Source organism: Amycolatopsis sp. cmx-11-12, assembly GCF_046269425.1.
Taxonomy (GTDB): Bacteria; Actinomycetota; Actinomycetes; order Mycobacteriales; family Pseudonocardiaceae; genus Amycolatopsis.
In genome coordinates this window covers 1-22272 of the sequence record NZ_JADNQM010000030.1, presented here as the reverse complement: position 1 = coordinate 22272, position 22272 = coordinate 1, and the positions used below count along the sequence as shown (strand labels likewise).

23 protein-coding genes are annotated in these 22272 nt (G+C 66.0%); 7 read left to right on the top strand and 16 right to left on the bottom strand.

The window, feature by feature from the left end:
* Positions 1–163: 163 nt before the first annotated feature.
* Together acs and ACLARN_RS32180 are read right to left on the bottom strand one after the other, a co-directional pair.
* Positions 164–2134 carry an acetate--CoA ligase gene (gene acs, locus ACLARN_RS32185; RefSeq protein ID WP_409495238.1) on the bottom strand — a complete coding sequence of 657 codons (1971 nt, stop codon included), beginning with the start codon at positions 2132–2134 and terminating at the stop codon, positions 164–166.
* 100 nt (positions 2135–2234) lie between these two features.
* Complete coding sequence (locus tag ACLARN_RS32180) at positions 2235–2813, bottom strand: GNAT family N-acetyltransferase (RefSeq protein WP_409495237.1); 579 nt, start codon at positions 2811–2813, stop codon at positions 2235–2237.
* A 115-nt stretch (positions 2814–2928) separates the two neighbouring features.
* Between ACLARN_RS32180 and ACLARN_RS32175 the strand changes: the two genes are divergently transcribed.
* From ACLARN_RS32175 to ACLARN_RS32165, 3 genes are all read left to right on the top strand, one after another.
* Positions 2929–3426 (top strand): phosphoribosyltransferase, encoded by a 498-nt coding sequence (locus tag ACLARN_RS32175; protein WP_409495236.1) that lies wholly within the window; start codon positions 2929–2931, stop codon positions 3424–3426.
* The gene (locus tag ACLARN_RS32170) at positions 3423–4154 is read left to right on the top strand and encodes an oxidoreductase (RefSeq protein ID WP_409495235.1); all 732 of its coding nucleotides are present in this window, start codon (positions 3423–3425) and stop codon (positions 4152–4154) included. Before ACLARN_RS32175 ends, ACLARN_RS32170 begins: the two co-directional genes overlap by 4 nt.
* A 169-nt stretch (positions 4155–4323) precedes the next feature.
* Positions 4324–5082: a 3-hydroxybutyrate dehydrogenase gene (locus ACLARN_RS32165; RefSeq protein ID WP_409495234.1), complete on the top strand. Its 759-nt coding sequence runs from the start codon at positions 4324–4326 to the stop codon at positions 5080–5082.
* Positions 5083–5243: 161 nt separating this feature from the next.
* On the opposite strand, the gene ACLARN_RS32160 is transcribed toward ACLARN_RS32165, so the two are convergent.
* From ACLARN_RS32160 to ACLARN_RS32115, 10 genes are all read right to left on the bottom strand, one after another.
* The gene (locus ACLARN_RS32160; protein ID WP_409495233.1) at positions 5244–6551 is read right to left on the bottom strand and encodes a tyrosine-type recombinase/integrase; all 1308 of its coding nucleotides are present in this window, start codon (positions 6549–6551) and stop codon (positions 5244–5246) included.
* A gap of 110 nt (positions 6552–6661) precedes the next feature.
* Positions 6662–6856 (bottom strand): helix-turn-helix domain-containing protein, encoded by a 195-nt coding sequence (locus tag ACLARN_RS32155; protein WP_409495232.1) that lies wholly within the window; start codon positions 6854–6856, stop codon positions 6662–6664.
* Between the two features lie 20 nt (positions 6857–6876).
* Positions 6877–8517: a replication initiator gene (locus ACLARN_RS32150; RefSeq protein ID WP_409495231.1), complete on the bottom strand. Its 1641-nt coding sequence runs from the start codon at positions 8515–8517 to the stop codon at positions 6877–6879.
* Positions 8514–10079: an FtsK/SpoIIIE domain-containing protein gene (locus ACLARN_RS32145; RefSeq protein ID WP_409495230.1), complete on the bottom strand. Its 1566-nt coding sequence runs from the start codon at positions 10077–10079 to the stop codon at positions 8514–8516. The genes ACLARN_RS32150 and ACLARN_RS32145 overlap by 4 nt, the downstream gene beginning before the upstream one ends.
* A 352-nt stretch (positions 10080–10431) precedes the next feature.
* Positions 10432–10734 (bottom strand): helix-turn-helix domain-containing protein, encoded by a 303-nt coding sequence (locus ACLARN_RS32140; RefSeq protein WP_409495229.1) that lies wholly within the window; start codon positions 10732–10734, stop codon positions 10432–10434.
* A complete protein-coding gene (locus tag ACLARN_RS32135; protein WP_409495228.1) occupies positions 10731–11066 on the bottom strand; it encodes a helix-turn-helix domain-containing protein in 336 nt (111 codons plus the stop codon). Before ACLARN_RS32135 ends, ACLARN_RS32140 begins: the two co-directional genes overlap by 4 nt.
* Positions 11053–11346 carry a helix-turn-helix domain-containing protein gene (locus tag ACLARN_RS32130; RefSeq protein WP_409495315.1) on the bottom strand — a complete coding sequence of 98 codons (294 nt, stop codon included), beginning with the start codon at positions 11344–11346 and terminating at the stop codon, positions 11053–11055. The genes ACLARN_RS32135 and ACLARN_RS32130 overlap by 14 nt, the downstream gene beginning before the upstream one ends.
* Positions 11346–11630: an AMED_5909 family protein gene (locus tag ACLARN_RS32125; protein WP_409495227.1), complete on the bottom strand. Its 285-nt coding sequence runs from the start codon at positions 11628–11630 to the stop codon at positions 11346–11348. The genes ACLARN_RS32130 and ACLARN_RS32125 overlap by 1 nt, the downstream gene beginning before the upstream one ends.
* Before the next feature lie 18 nt (positions 11631–11648).
* On the bottom strand, positions 11649–11888 hold the full coding sequence (locus ACLARN_RS32120; RefSeq protein WP_409495226.1) for a hypothetical protein: 240 nt from the start codon (positions 11886–11888) through the stop codon (positions 11649–11651).
* A gap of 308 nt (positions 11889–12196) precedes the next feature.
* Entirely contained in the window at positions 12197–12676 is a 480-nt protein-coding gene (locus tag ACLARN_RS32115; protein ID WP_409495225.1) for a hypothetical protein, read from the bottom strand.
* A 161-nt stretch (positions 12677–12837) separates the two neighbouring features.
* Between ACLARN_RS32115 and ACLARN_RS32110 the strand changes: the two genes are divergently transcribed.
* Positions 12838–13746: a hypothetical protein gene (locus ACLARN_RS32110; protein ID WP_409495224.1), complete on the top strand. Its 909-nt coding sequence runs from the start codon at positions 12838–12840 to the stop codon at positions 13744–13746.
* Positions 13747–13750: 4 nt separating this feature from the next.
* On the opposite strand, the gene ACLARN_RS32105 is transcribed toward ACLARN_RS32110, so the two are convergent.
* Positions 13751–14503 carry an HAD family hydrolase gene (locus ACLARN_RS32105; RefSeq protein ID WP_409495223.1) on the bottom strand — a complete coding sequence of 251 codons (753 nt, stop codon included), beginning with the start codon at positions 14501–14503 and terminating at the stop codon, positions 13751–13753.
* An 826-nt stretch (positions 14504–15329) separates the two neighbouring features.
* Between ACLARN_RS32105 and ACLARN_RS32100 the strand changes: the two genes are divergently transcribed.
* Positions 15330–16619, top strand: a complete 1290-nt coding sequence (locus tag ACLARN_RS32100; RefSeq protein ID WP_409495222.1) for an MFS transporter — start codon at positions 15330–15332, stop codon at positions 16617–16619.
* Positions 16616–18451, top strand: a complete 1836-nt coding sequence (locus tag ACLARN_RS32095; RefSeq protein ID WP_409495221.1) for a helix-turn-helix domain-containing protein — start codon at positions 16616–16618, stop codon at positions 18449–18451. The genes ACLARN_RS32100 and ACLARN_RS32095 overlap by 4 nt, the downstream gene beginning before the upstream one ends.
* Here ACLARN_RS32095 and ACLARN_RS32090 read toward each other — a convergent pair.
* From ACLARN_RS32090 to ACLARN_RS32080, 3 genes are all read right to left on the bottom strand, one after another.
* Positions 18429–19013, bottom strand: coding sequence for a nitroreductase family protein (locus ACLARN_RS32090; protein ID WP_409495220.1), 585 nt, complete (start codon positions 19011–19013; stop codon positions 18429–18431). The genes ACLARN_RS32095 and ACLARN_RS32090 overlap by 23 nt on opposite strands.
* An 18-nt stretch (positions 19014–19031) precedes the next feature.
* A protein-coding gene (locus ACLARN_RS32085; RefSeq protein ID WP_409489806.1) for an IS5 family transposase occupies positions 19032–19852 on the bottom strand; the annotation gives its coding sequence in 2 pieces (ribosomal slippage) (positions 19032–19498 and positions 19498–19852; 822 coding nt in all).
* 39 nt (positions 19853–19891) lie between these two features.
* Positions 19892–21196: a tannase/feruloyl esterase family alpha/beta hydrolase gene (locus ACLARN_RS32080; protein ID WP_409495219.1), complete on the bottom strand. Its 1305-nt coding sequence runs from the start codon at positions 21194–21196 to the stop codon at positions 19892–19894.
* Positions 21197–21314: 118 nt separating this feature from the next.
* Between ACLARN_RS32080 and ACLARN_RS32075 the strand changes: the two genes are divergently transcribed.
* Positions 21315–22193, top strand: coding sequence for an alpha/beta hydrolase family esterase (locus ACLARN_RS32075; RefSeq protein WP_409495218.1), 879 nt, complete (start codon positions 21315–21317; stop codon positions 22191–22193).
* The last annotated feature ends 79 nt before the right edge of the window (positions 22194–22272 follow it).

Below are 22272 nucleotides of genomic sequence, written 5' to 3'. Positions count from 1 at the left end.
CGTCGGTGTCGTCTCCTTGCCCGGGTGTGGGGTGGTACCCGGCACATCCTAGAACAGGCGTTCGACTATCGCGCGGCAGGGTGTGCTAAGCGTGTCGGATGTTATGAACGGACCGTTTATAACAAGTCCTGTTATAAACGGTCCGTTCATAACACGCCTGGGGCTACTCCTCGGACTTGCCCGACTTCAGACCCGAAGAGATCAGGTCCATCACCGACGAGTCGGCCAGCGTGGTGACGTCGCCGACCTGGCGGTTCTCGGCCACGTCGCGCAGCAGGCGGCGCATGATCTTGCCGGAACGCGTCTTCGGCAGTTCCTGCACGACCAGGATCTGCCGCGGCTTCGCGATCGGCCCGATCTCCTTGGCGACGTGGTTGCGCAGTTCCTGGACGGCCTTGTCCCCACCGTCGACCGCGTTGCCGCGCAGGATGACGAACGCGACGATGCCCTGCCCGGTGGTCGCGTCGGTCGCGCCGACGACGGCGGCCTCGGCGACCGTCGGGTGCGAGACCAGCGCGGACTCGACCTCGGTGGTCGAGATGCGGTGCCCGGACACGTTCATCACGTCGTCGACGCGGCCCAGCAGCCAGATGTCGCCGTCGGCGTCGTACTTCGCGCCGTCACCGGCGAAGTAGTAGCCCTGGTCGGCGAAGCGCGACCAGTACGTCTCACGGAAACGCTGCTCGTCGCCCCAGATGCCTCGCAGCATCCCCGGCCACGGCTTGTCGAGCACCAGGTAGCCGCCGCCACCCTTGCCGACCTCGACGCCCTGGTCGTCGACGACCTTCGCCGAGATACCCGGCAGCGCCTTCTGCGCCGAGCCCGGCTTCGTGGCGGTGACGCCTGGCAGCGGCGAGATCATGATCCCGCCGGTCTCGGTCTGCCACCAGGTGTCGACGATCGGCGCGGAGTTCGCGCCGACGTTCTCGCGGTACCAGATCCACGCCTCGGGGTTGATCGGTTCGCCGACGCTGCCGAGCACACGCAGCGAGGAGAGGTCGTACTTCTCCGGGATCTCGTTGCCCCACTTCATGAACGTGCGGATCAGCGTGGGCGCGGTGTAGTAGATGGAGACCTTGTGCTGCTGGACGATCTCCCAGTGGCGGCCCTCGTGCGGCGTGTTCGGCGTGCCTTCGTAGACGACCTGCGTCGTCCGGTTCGCCAGCGGCCCGTACACGATGTAGGTGTGCCCGGTGATCCAGCCGATGTCGGCGGTGCACCAGTAGACGTCTTCGCCCGCCTTGTGGTCGAAGACGTTGTGGTGCGTGTACGCCGCCTGGGTCAGGTACCCGCCGGAGGTGTGCAGGATGCCCTTCGGCTTACCGGTGGTGCCGGAGGTGTAGAGGATGAAGAGCGGGTGCTCGGAGTCGAACGCCTGCGGCGCGTGCTCCGCGGACTGGCTCTCGACCAGTTCGTGCCACCAGAGGTCGCGGCCTTCGTTGATGGGCACCTCGTCGCCGGTGCGGCGGACGACGATGACCTTCTCGACCGATTCGGCGCCTTCGAGCGCTTCGTCGACGTTGACCTTCATCGGGGCGGCCTTGCCGCGGCGGTACTGGCCGTCGGTGGTGATGACGATCTTCGCCGCCTGGTCGTCCACCCGGGATCGCAGTGCTGTCGGGGAAAAACCACCGAAGACGACACTGTGCAGAACGCCGATGCGGGCGCACGCGAGCATCGCGACGATCGCTTCGGGAACCATCGGCATCTGGATGGCGACCCGGTCACCGGCGGTGAGGCCGAGGGACTCGAAGGCGTTCGCGGCCTTGGAGACCTCGTCCTTCAACTGCGCGTACGTGATGTCGCGGCTGTCACCGGGCTCGCCGACCCAGTGGATCGCGACCTGCTCGCCGTGGCCGTCCGCGACGTGGCGGTCGACACAGTTGTAGGCGACGTTCAGCTTCCCGCCCACGAACCACTTCGCGACCGGCGCATTGGTCCAGTCCAGTACCTGCGACCACTTGGTGTCCCAGTGGAGACGGTCGGCCTGCTTGGCCCAGAAAGCTTCCCGGTCCGCGTCGGCTTCGGCGTAGAAGTCGGCGGTGGCATTCGCTTGCGCGCTGAAAGCCTCGCTCGGGGGGAAGGTCCTGCTCTCCGTGAGCAAATTGTCCAGCGCCGGCGACTGCTCGGTCATGGTGCGATGCCTCCTGTGATTCGCGTGTCTTCACGCCCGTTGGCACGCTATCGACGTTACGACGCGAAGTAAAAGGTTGCATCGTGGTTGCGCGCGGCATTCATCCGCTTGAGGACAAAGCGGTACGGACCGCCGGCCATTCTGGTCCGGTGAGGGAGTAGACGACGGTGTCGCGGACGGTTCCGTCCGGCCGGACGCGATGGGCGCGCAGGACGCCTTCGCGTTGCGCGCCGAGGCGTTCGATCGCCTTCTGTGACTTCAGGTTGCGGATGTCGGTCTCCCACGCGACGCGGTTCGCGCCGAGGTCGTCGAAAGCGTGGCGTAGCAACAGGAGTTTCGACTCGCGGTTGAGGCCGGTCCGCTGCCACGCGGAACCGATCCAGGTGTAGCCGACGGAAAGGATCTTGTGGCGCGCGTTCATCGCGTAGAACGACGTCGTGCCCGCGACCTCGCCGGTGTGCGCGTCGATCTGCGCCCAGGCGCGGCGGCCGGTGTCGGCGAGGATGCCGTCGACCATCGCTTCGGCCACGGCGAGGTCCCGCGGCTGCCGGAGGCTGAGCCAGGTCCAGATCGCCGGGTCGGATCCGGCTTCGAAGAGTCCTTTGGCGTGGTCGCGGGTGAGCGGTTCGAGGCGGACGCGTTCGCCGGACAGGGGCGCGTGGTCGTTCCAGTCGGTCACGATCTTGACGCTACGTCCCGGCATTGGCCTTGCTGGATAGCCAGTTTCGAAGCATTCGAGAAGGCCACTGAGGCGTTGCCTATGCTCGCGGGAACGATCGAGAAGGCGAGGCAGCATGGCCGAGGAGCGGGAAGAGCTCACCTGGGAGTTGTTCGGGACGGCCAGCAGGGATCTGGCGCAGACCGTGGCCGACGACGGCTTCGAGCCGGACCTGATCCTGTCGATCGCGCGCGGCGGGCTGTTCGTCGCGGGCGCGCTCGGCTACGCGCTGGACGTGAAGAACCTGCACGTGATGAACGTCGAGTTCTACACCGGCGTCGACCAGCGTCTCGACCTGCCGGTGATGCTGCCGCCGGTGCCGAACGTCGTCGACCTGACGAAGAAGAAGGTGCTCGTCGCCGACGACGTCGCGGACACCGGCGCGACCTTGAAGCTGGTCCGCGACTTCTGCGCCGACCACGTCGCCGAGGTGCGCTGCGCGGTCGTCTACGAGAAGCCGCGCGCGTGCGTCAAATGCGAATACGTCTGGAAGCACACGGATCGGTGGATCAACTTCCCGTGGTCGGTGCAGGCGCCCGTGGTGCGGCGCGCGGGCCAGGTGCTGGACGCATGACCGACCCGCTGAAGCCGCTGCTGGACCTCGAAGGCGTCGCGGCGGCCGCGAAATCGGCGCAGGACGCGGTGTTCGCCGTCCACCGGCTGCCCGCGAACCTGCGCGGTGGCGCGGCGACAGCCGCCGAAGCGTCCGTGCGGTCGGCGCGGGCGTCGGCCGGGATCGAAGGCGCCGCGCCCGAACTGCCGGAATCCGGCGAGGTGTCCGATCCGATGCTGGCGGGCGCGCTGCGTGTCGCGGAAGCGCTGGAGGGCCTGCTCCCGACGTGGCGGCGTGCGCCGCTGCAAGCGTTGGCGCGCTTGCACCTTCTCGCCGCGTCGGACCTGGTGACGGATCTCGACACGCTGGGGCGGCCGCGGTCGTCGGGCGATGTCGGGCCGCGGCTGGAGATGCTGGCGCAACTGATCACCGGCGCGACGTCGGTCCCGGGGCCGGTGCTGACCGCCGTCGTGCACGGGGAATTGTTGGCACTGAAGCCTTTCGGCTCCGCGGACGGTGTCGTCGCGCGGGCGGCGGCGCGGCTTTCGGCGGTGGCGACGGGGCTGGACCCGAAGGCACTGACGGTGCCTGAGGTCGCGTACTTCCGGCGTGTGCCGAAGTACCTCGAAGCCGCTTCGGCCTTCAGTTCCGGGACTTCCGAAGGTGTCCGGTCCTGGCTGCTCTTCTCTTGCGAAGCCTTCGAAGCCGGCGCTCGCGAGGCCAAGTCGATCTCGGACGCCGCCGGCTGACCCCCTTCCCCCGTCGCGTTTCGTCCCCTAGTTGCGGTAGTTCGCGCTGCCAACTACCGCAACTAGGGGACGAGTTGCGGGAGGTGTGGGGATCGCATACGGGATCTTGAGTAGGTGTAGCGCGTAACCACATGGCTTAAGTGCGCGGAGCGACCTAACGTCGTCCGGCATGAGTGGTGCGTATCACAGCGATCTGGCCGGCAAGTCCGCCCTGGTCACGGGTGCGGCGAGCGGCATCGGCCTGGCCTGCGCCGAAGCGCTCGCCGAGGCCGGTGCCAAGGTCCACCTCGTCGACATCGACGACGCCGTCGAGAAGGCGGCGGCCGAGGTCAGCGGCATCGCCCACGTCGTCGACCTCACCGACGGCCAGGCCATCGAGACCCTCCCGGCCGAGATCGACATCCTCGTCAACAACGCCGGTTTCCAGCACATCGCGCCGATCCACGAGTTCCCGCCGGAGACGTTCACCCGGCTCCAGTCGCTCATGGTCACCGCGCCGTTCCTGCTCATCCGCCGCGTGCTGCCGCAGATGTACGACCGCGGCTGGGGGCGCGTCGTGAACATGTCCAGCGTCCACGGTCTCCGCGCGAGCCCGTTCAAATCCGCGTACGTCACCGCGAAACACGCGCTCGAAGGACTCTCCAAGGTCACCGCGCTCGAAGGCGCGGAACACGGCGTGACCAGCAACTGCGTCAGCCCCGGTTACGTCCGGACCCCGCTGGTCACCGGCCAGCTCCAGGCGCAGGCCGAAGAACACGGCCTCGAACGCGACGCCGTCATCGAGCAGGTCCTGCTGCGCCGTTCGGCGATCAAGCGGCTCATCGAACCCGCCGACGTCGCCGCGTGCGTGCTCTGGCTCTCCGGCGAGCACGCCGCCCATGTCACCGGTACCTCGATCCCCCTCGACGGCGGCTGGACCGCCGCGTGAAACCCCAAGGAAAGGAACGCCCGGTGACCACGCAGAACCGTGGCTCGATCGCGAAGGTCGTCAGCGCCAGCCTCATCGGTACGACGATCGAGTGGTACGACAACTTTCTCCGAGGTGCTCTGACCTGCCATTATGGTGTTGTTGATCTTGTCAGGCCGTCGTCAGGCCGTCGCGGATTCAGGGGCCGTGTCAGGCCGTCGACGGGGCTTGAAGGTCTTGTTGGCCGCCAGCCGGGCGCGCTTGTGGCTGGAGGGCACAAGGTGGGTGTAGATGCGGAGCGTGTAGCCGGGGTCGTGGTGGCCGAGGTGTTCGGCGACTTCCTTGATGGAGACACCGTTGGCTAGCCATGCCGACGCGCAGTAGTGCCGCAGCGCGTGCAAGCCGTCGCGTCGTTTGCCGTAGACGTATCCGGCCGCGCGGATGGCGGGCTGCCACACGTCGTCCGTGAAGTTCCCGCCCCGCCACACATCCGAGGCCAGCGCGCCCCGATGCTTGCCCATCTCGCAGGCCCGTTTGTTGATCAGCACGCGCACGGTGACCGGGTCGCCGCCTGGTTGCAGCCACGGCAGCGTGAGCGAGCCGGGTTCGAAATTCTCGCTGTAGTCATCGATAGCTTCCAGGACACCTTCCCCGATCGGCACGGTTCGCGTTTTCCCGCCCTTCGGTGGCGCGAACACGGGAACGCTCCCGATCCACCTGATTTGCCTCTCCACGTGCAACTCCAGGGCGTCACGGTCGATATCGTCCGGGCTCATCCCGAACATCTCCATCTGCCGCAGCGCGCACCCGCCACCGAGTGGCACCATGATCTGGTAGATCGGCGGTAGCGCGAGCTGCACCTTATGGATCTTCGATTCCAGCCAGGGAACGATCTTCCGCTGTTCCGGTTTCGGGCGCCGGACACTCTTGGCCTTGCACGGGTTCGCGCGGATCTTCTTGTCCGCCACGGCCGACTCCAGGATCGCCGAGAGCAGATCCCACAACTGGGCACGGTAGGACGCCTCCACGCCCCCAGTCGTTCCGTCGCCGTCTTTGAGCCATTCCAGCCAATCCCGCAGCGTGTCGACCTTCGCCACGACCTCCAAAGGCAGATCACCGAGTTTCGGATACACCCGGGCGTTCAGCCGATGCCCCACCGTCTGCATGGTCGCCGCATCCTGTGACTGTCCTTTCAGCCACTGTTTCACGTAGACACGGAGCGTGATCTTGCCCGCGTTCGGGTCGATGTACTCGCCCGCCAGCACATCGTGCTGCATTTTGGTCAGGAACTTCTTGGCCCTGCCCAATTCCTTGTCCGGGAACGACTTCGACCGTTCCTTGTCGTGCTCGTCATAGAAGTGGACCTTGTACCGGTCGCCTATGCCGAACAGGTCCGTCTTCTCCCGCACCGGACGGCCGTTGGCGTCCACGACAAGCCGTGTGCCCTCTTTCTTCTGCCGCCACCACCGGTCTTGAACATGACCCTTCATCGAAGGTTCCTCTCATTGTCGAATTGCCGAAACACTTGGTGCGCTCACACGCAAACGCGGGAAAGGGACCCGGGCCATCCGTGACAGAACGGCCCAGGTCTCTACCCGATTCAGCGGGACAGCTTCGCCAGCCACGCCCGCACCTCCGCAGGGACGTACCGCGCATGCCGCCCGACCTTCACAAACGGCGGACCCGATTCACCCTCCGACCGCCAATTTCGTAACGTCTTCTCCGGTATCCGCAGGAACGACGCCAGATCATCCGGCGTCCACAACGCTTCAACCCCAGCCACGTCCGTGCTCACCTGATCCCCCTTCCCCTCGATCAAGCAGCCCGCAGCCGAGTTGCCGAAGTTTCCGGCCCGTCGTCACCGGGTGGCCCTTGCGCGGCGAGTAGTGCCCTGTCGTACTCGGCCCGCCAGGTGATCCGCTCAGCGATCGCCCGCATCACCAAGTGATCCCGAGGAGGACAGTGAGTGTCGCCGGGTTCGACCTTCCGCCACACGAACCGATCCGCCGCCGGTTCCTCTTTCACCACACCGATATCCGCCAGAGCGGACACCACGAACGCTTTCCGGTCCGCCTTGTGATCGGCCACGGTCTTGCCCGACCACTTCCGCGACACCAGTACCCGCCGCCCCGGCAGCCCCAACGTGGTCCGGCGGTGTGCACGTCCCTTGCAGTGCCCGGGGACAGTCTTTCCGTTGGCCCCCTTCGGGTTGATCCCGTAGAGCAGCCACACCGCGCACCGGGGCGAACACGGGGTCACCGCCAGCTCAGCGTGCAACCGGTCGTGGTGATCCCGCTGCGCGGCGGTGTCGGCGTCGACCACCTCACCCGTGGACTTGGTCAGGTACTTGGTGAGGTAGCCGATGTGCCGTCCGGATTCCTCCGTGCCACCAAGGATTCCCTTCGAGTGGACTTGACGGCCGAACGTGACCACGTGCGCGGGTTTCTCGACCGCCTCTTTCGCCTCATCGAACGACGGCAGCGACTCCCGGGTGTCCGGGTCCACAAAGGAGCGGGAATTCATGTCCCATAACGGTTCCCGATCCGTGTAGACGATCTCGTCGTGGTTGGGCCACCACACCTGATGGTAGGTCGCCTCAGTGACCATGCGGATCACCTCATGGGAGATGGAGCCACGGAGGGCGGTGTGCAGGTGCGGAGCCGCCCGCCGTTGGGGTTCCACGGTGGCGAAGTACTGCACGTCCCAGCCGACCACGCGCCGCAGGTTCTGCCACCACCTGTCCACCAACGCCGAGAAGTGCACCGCATCCCGAGCCGCCCGCCGATAGTCATACGAAGCCGGGTTCACCGGCGAACCATCCGACCGCACCGGGCCGTAGGTGTCGCAGGTGAGCGTGACGAACATCGACGGCCGGAACCGCCCCGCGTACTCGCGTCCCACCGTGGACGCCGACACCTTCCGACGAGGCAGGTTCGGCGCGTCCTGCCGCCGTTTCGTGGACCGCTTCACCGCCTTCCGTTCCGGCACGTCGAGGGCAGGCAGGCGACCCGTCATGCCCGACGCCCGCAGCTCCTCATCCACCGAGGCGACCTCCGCGCGGATCTCTTCCACCTCGACCTCATCACCGGCCGCCACCCTCTCCCGGTAGGCCGCCGCCAGATCCGCCCGGAACGCCACCAGCTCCGTCTGTGTCTCCGACGGGGTTTCCCGGGTGATCACGGGTTCTTCGGTCATGTGCCAGCCCTCACGGCACTGCGCCTGCCGCAGCGCCTTTGCCTTGCGAGCACAGGGAAGGCACACCGATTCCACTGTGGACCCGCACGGCACCGGGACGTAGCGAATCTCTCCGGTGTCGGTGTCGCCGACCTCCATCGTGAACGGCCGGACACACACGCCGTGCTTCTCCGCCGTGGCCTTCACGACGTCTGCGGACAACGCCCCGCGGAATCGCTCGTTTGCGGCCTCGACCTGCTGATTCGTGGTCACGGTGGTCATGCCGTCCCCCTCTCGCCGCGCCGGTCTGACAGGTGGACGACCGAGGCGCCACCGTTGGTGACGTAGTGCTCAAGGTGCTTGATGGTCTGGTCCGACACCCAGCCCGCCCGAACACGGAGAGGTTCGCGGATGCCTTCGCCCCAGACGTAGCCGACACCAGCCGCGCCCTCCGGAATCCGGTTCGCCCACGCCCCACGCTCATAGGCGCCATCACCCAGCACCATCGGAACCTGTGTCTTCGACGTCACCCGCAGCGCCACCCGCCGAGGCAACAACTCCCGCACCGGAACCGTCTCCTTCGTCGGCTCCTGCACATACCCACGCACCGTGAACAGCAACGCACGGCCTTGCGTGGCCAGGACCGCCACGCGCTCCACAATGGCCTCACGGGTCTTCCGATCCGTGTACCGGGTCAGGGCGCCGATCTCATCGAACTCCAGCAACTCCAACGGATACTCCGTCGAGAGCGGAACCTCACGGGTGTTACCGGCGAAGACGCGCTTACGGTTCTCCAGCTCATCGATCAGCGCGTCCAGGATCTCCAGGGCCTCTTTACCCGACTGCCCGTAGCGGGCGAAGATCCCGCGCCCGTACGACAACTCCATTCCCTTCGGGTCGATCCCCGACGGACGTACCAAACCGGCGCGGATCGCGGGGGCAGCCGACACCAGCGGCGACCACATCACCGATCCCTTGCCCGCACCCGTCGCACCAGCCACCAGCGTGTGTGCGCCACGGCCCATCAACGGCACTGTCCACGGCGTCCCGTATTCCGTCGACCCCGCGTACACGGCCCGCAGATCCACGCCTGTGCCATCGGTAGGCATCAGTTCCGGAACCGGCAGGCACATCACCGCCGAGTCGAGCAGATCGCGGCGCATGAAGTCGATGGACACCACATTCGGCTCCAGCTCCCGCACCTGGCACCGCTGGACCTTGCGCGCCACCGCCAGCTCCCGCGCGACCTCATCGAAATCTTCCGGCTTCTGCCCCGGAACCAGCCGCACGCGGACCTCATCCCACGACGGACCGGAACGGACCGACAGCAGCTTGGGCACCGCCACCCCGGACGCCTGACGAGCCTTCGCGACCGCCTCACGCCGACGACGCCGAGACACCAGGTTCACCGTCACGTCGACCGGGATCGCCTCATCCCGCACCGTCAGCCCGCAGGCGTGCAACCAACCGGCCAGCTTCCGCCCGTAGAGCGCCCAGCGCAGCCACCACGCCCGCAGCCACCGGCCGCACCACTGGTCATAGCCGACCGCGTCCCAGCGCCACCACACGAGCTGTACGACCGCCAGCACGCCGACCGTGACAGCCAGGGAGACCCAGCCCAGCATCGTGCACCAGGCCCACGAGGCCACCAGGGCGAGGCAAGTACGCCAGTGCGTCACCAGTTGCCGAACAACCCAGCCGACCGCCCGCAGCAGACCCCACAGCGCCACACCCAGCACCGCCAACGCGGCCAGCGCCTCGAACACAGCCGCCAGCACACGCCCGACCTTCGCCAGCACCCACAACACCACCGCCAGCCCACCACCGACCGCAAGCGTGGTCATGATCTCCTGCGTGTTCATCGCCGACCACCCCGCAGACCAGCAACGGGAACCACGATCGGCAATGGCAGCATCCCCAGACACGGGGAGCATTTCTCCTCACCCGGCAGCAGCCGAGCGAACCTCTTGCATTCAGGGCAGCGCGTTCGGGTGACCCCCGTTGACTCGCACCGCTTGTCATCATTTATCTTCGTCATTGTTCACTGCTCCAGTGGACAGGCGCAGAACCGGTTTCAGTTTGCCGACCGGCCGGTTCTGCGTTTTATAGGGACACTTTTAGCCACGTGAGGACGCGTTTATCTAACACGCGTCCCCACGTGTGAAAATTGTTGATATTCAATTCTCGACTACGTGATCATTTCTTCGAGCGGGCACGCTCCTTGCGCTCGAACTCCCGCAGCGCGACGAGCCAAACCTGCTCCCGCGCAATCTTCAGGCCATCCGCCAGCCGGACCACCGTATCCACTGTCGACAACGCCCGTTCGCCCCGCTCCAACAGGCTGACATGGTTCTTGCTGACGCCGGATCGCTCGGCCAGCTGCACTTGCGTCAGACGTCGACACTTTCGAGCCCGCCGCAACCACTGCGCCGCCGTCATCCCGTCCAGCGCCGAACCGTCATGCAGGAGAGGCACCTTTTCCGAGTCGCGACCGTTCACGCCCGCTCACCGATTTCCGGAACGTATAACTTCTGGTCCTCCAGAATGTCAGCCAGCACGCGAAGCATGAACCGCAACGGGTCGTGATTCAACGCGTCCGCCAAACGCAGAGCCTTGTCCGTTGATTTCAGTCGCCGCCTACCACGTTCCACCTCATAGATGAACTGAGTCGAGATATCCGCGCGGTCCGCGACCTCAACGGCACTCAAACCCCGAGTGACACGCAGCCACCGAATCCAGCCACCGGCGCGCGACGTGTCCGGACACGGACGATCCGACCACATGCGCCACATTCGCTGTTCGAACTCCTGAGCCGTTTCACGTCCGGTCACGCCAGCCTCCCGCCTTCATCCGGTAGTCGCCGATTACCAGCGACAGCAGATCATCGAAACCAATTGCAAGCTCCTGAGCCAAACGCATCAACGTCTCCAACGACGTAATCGGCCTCTGACCGGTCTCGATCCGGGAAATAGTCGCGTCGCTGACCCCCACCCGCGCGGCCAGCTCTGCTTGACTCCAGTTCATCCGCTCCCGCTGGCTCCGCAGATACTCGGCCGCGCCGAACTCCGATTGCCCCGACGGCTTACCCCAGGCGTTCGGCCGCGCCACCATCACAACACCACCTCCGACGGCCCATCATCTGCCTGCCGCCATTCCGGCCGGTTCGTGAACTCCTCCACCCGCCGCCGTTCGATATCGGCCCACGCCAGGCATTCCCATTTGTGATCAGGATCAGAAACCGCGACCGCCTGGAACATCGTCACGTTATGGCGGTGATACTTCACCCAATCAACCGAATCGTCCTCACCCGAGGGAGTACGCATCACCATATCCCCCCGAGCCTCAAGAAGAGTGCGTGGAAAATCGGGGCCGTGGGACACTTTTTCCTTACTCATTACGGCCCCCGATTTGTTTTACTCGATCGCCCGTTTCGCCAATAATGCCGCTAGTTCGTCCGCTCCGTCGCGGAGTTGGTGAAGGAACGACACGCGGGTTATCCACGTGCTTGGCGTGCTTGGGGGACGAATCGTCAAGAGACCCGACGTGCCGGAGATCATCATCACTGGCGGGAAAGCCGGGTCCGGTCCCGTTTCCTCGACTGTCACTTCGTCCCACGGGCCGATCACCCAGGTCAGGCCCGGCTTGTCCCACATTGTCACTCCCTTCCGCGCGTCGCTCCCACACTGCCGCCTGTCCCTCGAACACCCGGACCGCCGACACCACCGCCGCATACGTCCACCACGGAACATCAGGCCCAGCCGCCAGATCCCGCCACAACCGAGCCACCGCCCGCGACGCCGACGCCGCCTGAACCAACTCCCGAGTATTCGAGCCCCGCACCCTCGCTAAGGCATTCGACGCGTCGTTATACGCGTAGTACGCCGTCCTCCACATTTCCTCACGCGGCACGCGCTTCTTTTTCGGCACAACGACACCACTTCCCGACTTGAAGTAATGCCGCCTACGCGGCCTTGGCCGCCGACTCGCCAGCAGCCGCCGAGGCCGGACGCGATCCCTTCCCGCCCGAGGACGAACCGCTGCCGCTGCCCGCCGCCTTGAACCCCGTTGCGCGGAACGCATACGACAGGTACTTGTATTCACCCTGTCCCGCGACCTTCGGTTCCGCCGTCAGCCCTTCCAGTTCCACCGGGCGCATACCGGGCATCACCTCACCCACCGTCGGCACCGGCTGAACATCCGCGAGCAACGTCACCTCGAACGACGCCCGCTTCGCCTTCTCCTCGCTCGGATCCGTCGCTGTGAACTTCCACTGCCGCTTACCCGAGACCTCATCAACCCGCTGCCGCACCGGCCGACCCGCCGCCCGGTCCTCACGCGACTGATATTCGTTGTCCGCCGACACCTCACCCACCATCACCAAACCCAGAGGAAACGCCTCATCGTGCGAGATGCCGAACCGGATACCTTTGTTGATAGCCATGCTGTGTGAAACCTTCCCGCTTGTCGGACACGCCTTTACCGGCGTACCTACAACAATCGGCCAAACGTGTGTCTCATCACGACACCATGGAGTACTCGCCTGAACGCATGTAGTACTCACTTGGTCTCATCTGGTCTTGTCTCGCGTGGTAGATTGGTCTCGTGAGCATCGACACAGCCACGGCGGAGGTCCGCCCGATCGTCCTTAAGGTCCTGCTCAGGGGACGGCACTTGCAGAGCTACCGTGCGTTCTGTCGCGAGTACGACAAGGTGGCCGAACAGGTCGATAAGACCCTCAGGGGCGGCCACCCCAGCAAGGCTCAGTTCTACCGATGGCTATCCGGCCACATGGTTGGCCTGCCATACGCTGACCACTGCCGCATCCTCGAAGGAATGCTTCCAGGATGGCAGGTCGAACAACTTTTTGAGCCACATGACGGCGGAATCGAGTTCGTACCCGAGCCGCCGAGCGCCAGTCCGGAGTTGTCCGCTCCAGTGGCCAGCGAGCCAGTGAGTACGCACGCCAATCAGCCATCCGACATGGTGGCCCTCTATGCACATCGAGCGAACGTCCCCAAGCAACTTTGGATGGACTTACTCACCGGTGCACAGGAAAGAATTGATCTGTTTGCCAATGCCAGCCTGTTCCTACCGGAAGATAACCCGGAAGCAATTCAGATCATCAAGAACAAGGCGAAAAGCGGCGTGAAGATCCGAATCTTGCTCGGCGACCCCGAGCAACCCGCGATGGAGCTACGCGGTAAAGAGGAACGTCTCTTTGAAGGGCTAGTCGGTCGTATCCGTATGGCTCTTGCCTACTACCGACCTTTGGTTGGTATTGACGGAATCGATTTCCGGCTACATGGAACGTCGCTGTACAACTCGGTATTTCGCTATGACGACCAGATGCTCGTAAACCAGCACATCTATGGCACCTATGGATACATTGCCCCTATCCTTCATCTTCAAAAGGCGCCTGAGGGCGACCTTTTCGACACCTATATGAAGAGTCTCAACCTGGTGTGGGACGAAGAAGCGTACGACATTCGGGACGCGCGAACCGAGCAGTAAGACGCTACGCAGGGGTGTTTCCAGTTCGGACGCGATGCAGCGCACCCAGGAAGCGATCCAAGTCGGAAAGATCCTCAAGAATCGCATCCGCGCCAGCCGCAGTGAGTTCATCGACGCCGTAAATCCCTGTCGCAACCGCGATAACCTTGGCGCCGCCGTCATGCGCGGCCTTGATGTCTAGCAACGTGTCGCCAATCAGCACGGTAGACGACTCGTCAAAAATCCGGCCGTGCTTCCGCTGCACTTTCCCGCGCGCTGCACCGACCAAATTGGACCGAACTACATCATCTGAACCGTAGCCGCCGACCTCCAGGTCAACCCACTTGTCCAGGTGGAACGGCACCAACTTGGCCAGCGCGTTCGGAGCGATATTGCCAGTAAGAACCGACTGCACAACGGCCGGAACAGTCGAGAGCGACGTCAAAGCGGCAACCACACCCGGCAAGACATAGCCAAGCTGGGGAAGATCCGGCGCGTTCTGCTCCATTGCCTTGATGAGAGGCTCCTCGAACTGCGAGATACTGGTATACCCCTCGACGTCTACCGAGTTCGCCGCCAGCAGCTCACGCATGATCTGAAAATCGGTCCGGCCGTCAGTCTGCGGACGTACCTCCGGCGAACGCCCCGTCAGCAGCTCGAACGCGGTGGCATAGGTCGCTTTACTGACGCCGCCGTTCTCGATCAGCGTGTGATCTACGTCCCACAGGACAAGCGTTTCCGGCAGCGATGCGGCCACGGTCCCCGAGCTCTCAGTCATGGGGCCATACTTCCACATCCGCGCAGCTAGTCCGGTAATGCGTTGCTTGCCGAATTTGGCTCTATGGGATCAAGGCGCCGCCGTTGGCGGCGCGCGGGTCACCTGCCGTCCGGCGGGCTACGCCCAAGAGGCGACGCCGGCCTACCGCTCCGCTCTCGGCAGGCGCCGCCGGGCGAGCCCGCCGCAGGGCAGCATCCGCAGCGCGCCGCCAACGACGACGACACATCCCCGAGACATGCGGAACCCCCTCAGCGCCCAGAGGGGGAGGGAGGCACTGAGGGGGTCCGAGTTCCAGTCTTGTCGCCGCAAGTGGAGGCCGCAACTCGCCGACAGGTGAACGCAACGCGACTCACCTGGGGTCCCTCGCTTCTCAGTGTCTTACGCCGAGCCGCCCGCATCAAGGCGGGAAAGATGCCTTGACACGACCGACTCAGCGCAAGGACGCGGCAGGGGCGAGGGAAAGGGGAGCGAACAGCAACCCGGACATCTCAGCCACCGCCGTCGACTCACGGGAGCATCGGGATGAAGCAGCTACGCCGCCAGCTCAGCCCCCACCAGACCGCCTTGTGGAGCCGCTACGAACTCGGCCGTTGCGCTGAACCCCGACCCGCCGAGACCGCAGTCACCCGAGGACCGGAGAACAGCATCCCGCCGAGGCCCACCCGCCTCCTTCACCGAGTCCTGCTGTGCATCGCAGCGGCCCGCCGAACCTGGTCCGACAGCAGACACCAAGATCACCGCCAGGCCGTCTACAGGCCGTCAGACGTCAGGACACGGCCGGACACAACAGGACACAACCGGCCGGAAAACGCAGGTCAGAGCACCTTTGGACCCGTTCGGCCCCAGGTGGCGTCCACCAGGCATCAAGTTGTACGACTTCTTCCTCTACACCTCCGCCGCGGCGCTGGTGTTCGGCAAATTGTTCTTCCCCACCAACGATCCGCTGACCGGCACGCTGCTCGCGTTCCTGACCTACGCCGTGGGTTTCCTCGCGCGGCCGATCGGCGGGCTGGTGTTCGGGCATTTCGGGGACCGGGTCGGCCGTAAGAAGCTGCTGGTGCTGAGCCTGCTGCTGATGGGCGGTTCGACCTGCGCGATGGGCATCCTCCCGACGTACGGAGGCGTCGGTGTCCTGGCGCCGATCCTGCTGACACTGCTGCGGCTGGTGCAGGGTTTCGCGCTCGGCGGTGAATGGGGCGGCGCGGTGCTGATCGTCTCCGAACACGGTGACGACAAGCGCCGCGGGTTCTGGGCGTCGTGGCCGCAGTGCGGCGCGCCCGGCGGGAACCTGCTCGCGACGGCCGTCCTCGCGATCCTCGCGGCGACGCAGTCCGACGAGGCGTTCCTCAGCTGGGGCTGGCGGATCCCGTTCCTGCTTTCCGGTGCCCTCGTGGTGATCGGGCTGTGGATCAGGCTCGCGGTCAGCGAATCGCCGGTCTTCTTGGCGGCGCAGGAGAAAAGCAAGCCCGAGCACGCGCCGGTCGTCGAGGTGTTCCGGAACCACTGGCGCGCGGTGCTGATCACGATCGGCTCGCGGATGGCGGAAAACGTTTCGTACTACGTGATCACCGCGTTCATTCTCGTTTACGTCACCACCGGACTGGGGCTGTCGAAATCGGCCGGACTCAACGCGGTGCTCATCGGTTCGGCCGTGCATTTCCTGACCATTCCCTTGTGGGGCATTCTTTCCGACCGGATCGGACGCCGCCCGGTGTATCTGTTCGGCGCGATCGGTATGGCCGCGTGGAGTTTCGCGTTCTTCGCGATGCTCGACACCAAGAATTCCGGTGTCATCATTCTCGCCGCGACCGTCGGACTCGTGTTGCACGGCGCGATGTACGGCCCGCAGGCCGCGTTCTTCTCCGAGCAGTTCCCGACGAGGGTCCGCTACACCGGCCTTTCGGTCGGCGGACAGCTGTCGTCGATCGCGGCGGGCGCGGTGGCGCCGCTCATCGCGGTCGCGTTGTTCAAGGAGTTCGGCAGCACGGTCCCGGTCTCGCTCTACGTCGTCGCGATGTGCGCGCTGACCGTGATCGCGCTGCTCGTCGCCCGCGAGACGAAGGGGGAATCCCTGCACTCCGAAGTTCTCACGGAGCGCAGTCACGTGTCAGCATGACCGTTGTGGACAGTTCCGCGCAGTTGCGCCGGCTGCTCGAACTGCTCGCCTCCGGGGCGGGCAGCGAGCAGCTGGCGCACGTCCCTGTCGACCCGAAGGCCACCGAGCTGGCGTTGCGGATCCGGGACACCGTCGCCGAGCACCGGCGGCGCGAGGCGGAGCTGGCCGCGCTGTTCGACACGGCCAGTGACCTCGCCCGGCTGGACGATCCGGATGCCGTCCTGCGGTCGATCGTGCGGCGGGCGCGGGCGCTGCTCGGGGTGGACGTCTCCTATCTCAGCCTCAACGACGAAACCGAGGGCAACACCTACGTCCGTGTGACCGACGGGTCGGTTTCCGCGCTGTTCCAGGACATCGTGCTGGGGATGGGGGAGGGGCTCGGCGGGCTGGTCGCGCAGACCGCGCGGCCGTACGCGACGGCGGATTACTTCAACGACAAGCGGTTCCACCACACCTCGTCGATCGACACCGGGGTGCTCGACGAGGGGCTGACCGCGATCCTCGGCGTGCCGCTGGCGATCGGCAGCAAGGTGATCGGGGTGCTGTTCGCCTCCGACCGGACGACGCGGGAGTTCAGCCCGGAAGAGGTCGCGCTGCTGTCGTCGCTGGCCGACCACGCGGCGATCGCGTTGGACAACGCGCATCTGCTCGACGAGACGCGTCGCGCGGTCGCCGAACTGAACGCCGCCAACGCGACGATCAGCGCGCACAACGACGCGATGCGCCGTGCCGAAGAAGCGCACGACCGGCTGATGGATCTCGTGCTGCGCGGCGGTGATCTGGCCGAGGTCGCCGCCGCGGTGGCGGGCGTGCTGGGCGGCGGGATCGCCGTTTTCGACGCCGACGGCGACGCGCTGGCTTCGACAGCTGGTGAGCTGCGCCTTTCACGGGCCGCGGTCTCGGCGTCGCGCGCCAGTGGGCGCGCGGTGTCCACTGAGGACGGTTGGGTGTGTGCCGTCCAAGCGGGGCAAGAGTTCCTCGGCAGTCTGGTGCTGGGTGGCGGGCGATCGCTCGGCGAGGCCGACCGGCGGCTGTTCGAGCGGGCGGGCGTGGTCACCGCGGTGCTGCTGATGCAACGGCGTTCCGTCGCTCGGGCCGAGGACGAGGTGCGCGGGGAACTGCTGTCGGACCTGCTCACCGCGCCCGGCCGCAATCCCGCCGCGTTGCTGGCACGAGGTCAGCGCCTTGGAGTCGATTTATCGACATCGCACGCGGTGCTGATCGCGCATTCCGACGACGTCTCCCGGCGGCGGCTGGCCATGGCCGCCGCACGGCACGCGGCTCTGGTCGGAGTCCACGCCGACGAGGTCGTCCTGCTGGTCCGGGGCGAGGATCCCGGGGCACTGGCCAGATCCGTTGCCGTCGAACTGACGTCCACAATGGACTGTCTGGTGACGGTGGGCGCGGCGGGCCCGGCTACTTCCCCGCGGGCACTGGCCGAGGCACACGCCGAAGCGGCACGATGTGTCGCGTCGTTGCTGGCCCTAGGTCGGGCGGGCGAAGGCGCGAGCATGGCCGACCTCGGGTTCGTCGGGCTGCTCCTCGGCGAACACGCCGATCTCGACGCGTACGTGACGGCCACGATCGGACCGGTGCTCGATTACGACGAACGGCGTGGCACGGATCTGATCGGCACACTTCGGGCGTATTTCGCCTGTGGCGGCAACTTGACGCGGGCCAAAGATCTGCTTCACGTGCACGTCAACACCGTCGTGCAGCGGCTGGACCGCATCGCGTCGCTGCTGGGCGAGGAGTGGCAGGCGCCCGAGCGCGCGCTGGAACTCCAGCTCGCGCTCAGGCTGCACCGGCTCACCAGTGACCGAAGCGGATGACCTCGGAGAAGTCGCGGCGCCGGATCGTCCTCGCCGACGAGTCGGGCGACGGACCGGGTTCGTCACCGTGGCCGAGCGCGATGACGCCGATCGGGTCGTGATCCTCCGGCACCCCGAACTCGCTGTGGACGCGCTCCACGCTTTCCGGCGCGAGCCCGAAGAAGACCGCGCCGAGTCCTTCGTCCACCGCGGTCTGGAGGATCAGCATCGCCGCCATCCCGGTGTCGACGTCCCAGTAGGGCACGCGCCACCACGAGTCGTCGCCCGCGGCGAAACCCTTGTCCGGCTTGGCATACCGGTCGAGGTAGGCGTTCTTGACCGACAGCGGCACGATCGCGACCGGTGCCGTCGTCACCGACGCGGGTGCCCAGCTGGCCGCGAACTCCCAGAATCGCTTGAGTTCTTCACCGGTGAGGACAAGGAATCCTTGCCCCTGCGAGAAACCGGCCGACGGTCCGCGCAGCGCGTTGCGCAGGATGCGCCGCAGACTCTCGTCGGCGACGGGTTCGTCGGTGAACTTCCGGACCATGCGACGGCGTCGTACGACGTCCTGGAATTCCATACGATCAGCTTAGGGGTCCTAACAGATTGAGTGGGTTTTGAGTCGGCGCCAGCAGATGATGGCGCAGCCGAGGGTGAGGAAGGCTTCGTGGATGTCGTCGCGGACTTCCCAGCGGATGCGCAGGCGTCGGAACCAGTGCAGCAGGGCGAACGCGCCCTCGACGACCCACCGGTAGACGCCGAGGCCGGAGCCGTGTTCCTCGCCGCGGCGAGCGATGACAGGCGTGATTCCCGCGGCGCGGACCAGGCGGCGGTACTTGTCGTGGTCGTAGGCGCGGTCGGCGTAGATCCGACGCGGCCGACGGCGAGGCCGCCCACGGCGGCCCCGGACCGGCGGGACCGCGTGGATCAACGGCATCAGCTGGGTGACGTCATGCCGGTTCCCGCCGGTCAAGGTCGCCGCCAGCGGGATACCGGTGCCGTCGGTGATCACGTGGTGCTTGGACCCGGTGCGGGCTCGGTCTACCGGGCTGGGTCCGGTTTTCGGCCCCCTTTTAACGCCCGCACATGCGACCCGTCGACCGCCGCCCGTGACCAGTCCAGCTGGCCGGCCGCGTGCAGCTCCGCCAGCAGCAGCTCGTGCAGCTGCTGCCACACCCCGGCCTCGGTCCAGTCCCGCAGCCGGCGCCAGCACGTCATGCCCGACCCGTAGCCCAGCTCCTGCGGCAGAAACTCCCACGGAATCGCCGTATAGAGCACGAACATGATCCCGCACAACGCCTTACGGTCGTCCAACCGCTTACGCCCAGGATGCCGAAACCGACGCTCCACCCCCGGCAACAACGGCTCGATCCGCTCCCACAGACCATCATCGACCTCCCACGGACGCCGCTGCCCCACCCAGCCCACCCCTCACACAACGATCACCGAGACACAGCATCAAACCACACTCGAGATCATTCTGTTAGGACCCCTTAGTGCGCAAGTGGTCGCGAGGTCACCGTTCGCGCGGGGAATCGTCGCGGAGGCGGGCGGGGAGACGCCGTCCAGCCAGCCTTCGAGTGCGGTGAAAGCAGTACGGAAACAAGGCCCGATGGGACGCAGTTTGTCCGGATGGACGTCGTACAGGCCATCGACGTGGTTGCCGTCCACGATCCGGTAGTAGCGCTGGAGTCCGGCGCGGCCACGCTCGGCGATCATCCGCTGGTAGACGTCGGAATCGTGGCTGATCGGCAGGAGTGTGTCGAGGGTTCCGTGCAGGGTGATCAGCGGTTTGCCGATCCGTCCGGTCAGCGAGATCCGTTCGACCGCCCGGTGCACGGCCTGGGGCCGAGTGGCGTAGTCGTAGTCGGTCCCGGTGAACGCCGGGTCGAATTCGGCCTGGTAGATGCGTTGGGTCAGACCCCAGTAGACGTCGTTGTGGTACGGCCACAGGAACTCCGAGCCTGGTGCGAATCCCGCGTCGAGAATCTTTTGGTGCGCTGCCTCGGAACCGGCGGCGTAGGCGGGGTAAGCCTTGATCGCGGGCGGGAGGAAGGTGAACAGGTTCGGGCCGTCCTCGCGCCAGAGCGTGCCTTCCCAGTCGATTCCGCCGTCGTAGAGCCACGGGCGGTTCTCAAGTTGCCAGCGGACGAGGTAGCCGCCGTTCGACATCCCGGCCGCGAGCGTGCGGTTCGGCAGGCGCCCGTAACGGTGGGCCACGGCGACCTTCGCGGCGATGGTCAGCTGGGTGACCCGCGAATTCCACTCCGCGAGCGCGTCGCCGGGGCGCCGTCCGTCAGTGTGGAAGTCGGCGCCGGTATTGCCCTTGTCGGTCGCGGCGAACGCGTAGCCGTCGGCGAGGACCTGGTCGCCGATCGCGCGGTCGTTCGCGTACTGGCGTCGGACGCCGGGCGATCCCGAGACCACGAGGCCGCCGTTCCAGCGATCGGGCAGCCGCAGTACGAACTGCGCGTCGTGGTTCCAGCCGTGCGTGGTGTTGGCCGTCGACGTGTCAGGGAAATAGCCGTCGATCTGAATGCCGGGAACGGCGTCGGTGACCGGGAAACCGGCCGAGGTCAGCCCGGCCCAGTCGGCCTGGACGGTGTGCCCGGTGGCGAGGGTGCCGGTGGTGGTCAGATCGTCCAAACAGGACAATCGTTGGTTGGCGGCCCCGGGCACGCGTACGTTCGCGCATCCGCTCGCCGCCGCTTCGGCGGGTGTGATCAGGGCCAGCATCGTCGCGAGGACCAGAATGAGCCGCATCGGCCGACGGTAAGCGCCTCCGGCAGGGATCGGTATCCGGTGTGACCACACAAAACGCGCGACCGCTGTGGTGGTCGTCCACGTGGGAACCCGGCCTCGGCGGTTTTAGCCTGAGGTGATGCGAAAACTCCTCATCGGCGCGGTGGTTTCGACAGTGGTCCTTCTCTCTTCGGCTCCGGCACAGGCGGCGACGATCCGTCCCGTGACCGGGTTCGGGAGCAATCCCGGTGCTTTGCGGATGTTCGAATACGTTCCTGACGGGCTACCGTCCGGACGTCCGGCGGTCATCGTGCTGCACGGCTGCACCCAGGACGCCGCCGGGTACGCGCGTGGCTCGGGCTGGATCGGGCTCGCGGACAAGCTGCGGTTCAAACTCGTTCTGCCGCAACAGGTTTCGGCGAATAACTTCAACAAATGCTTCAACTGGTTCCAGGCGGGCGACATCAAACGCGGGGTAGGGGAGGCGGAATCGATCGCGCAGATGGCGCGGTACGCGGCCGGGAGCCGGACCTACGTGACCGGTCTGTCGGCAGGCGGGGCGATGACCTCGGTGATGCTGGCGACGTATCCGGAACTGTTCGCGGGTGGCGGTGTCGTCGCCGGGCTGCCGTACGGGTGCGCGGCCTCGATGGTCGACGCGTACTCGTGCATGAATCCCGGCAAGGATCTGACCCCGAAGCAGTGGGGTGACAAGGTCCGGGCCGCGAGCACCGGCCCGCGTTCGCCGGTCAGCGTCTGGCACGGGACCGCGGATTACACGGTCGCTTCGATGAACATGCGCGAGCTTTCCGAGCAGTGGACCGACGTCGGCGCCGCCGTCGACACGCACGCCGTCAACGGGATGGGGCACGGCCAGCCGATCGCGCCGGGTTCCGGTTGCGGTCAGGCCGGACCGTACCTGCTCGACGTCGGCGTATGCGCCGCGGCGGAACTCGCGGCGAAGTGGCGGCTAGTACTCCAGCCGGACTTCGTGATGTCGCTGGTGGGCTGCCCGTAGACAGGTGCGGCCACCAGTTGATCATGGTCGGTTGTGTGGACTAACCCTGATCGGCTGGTGGCCGCGGGTCCCAGCGTAA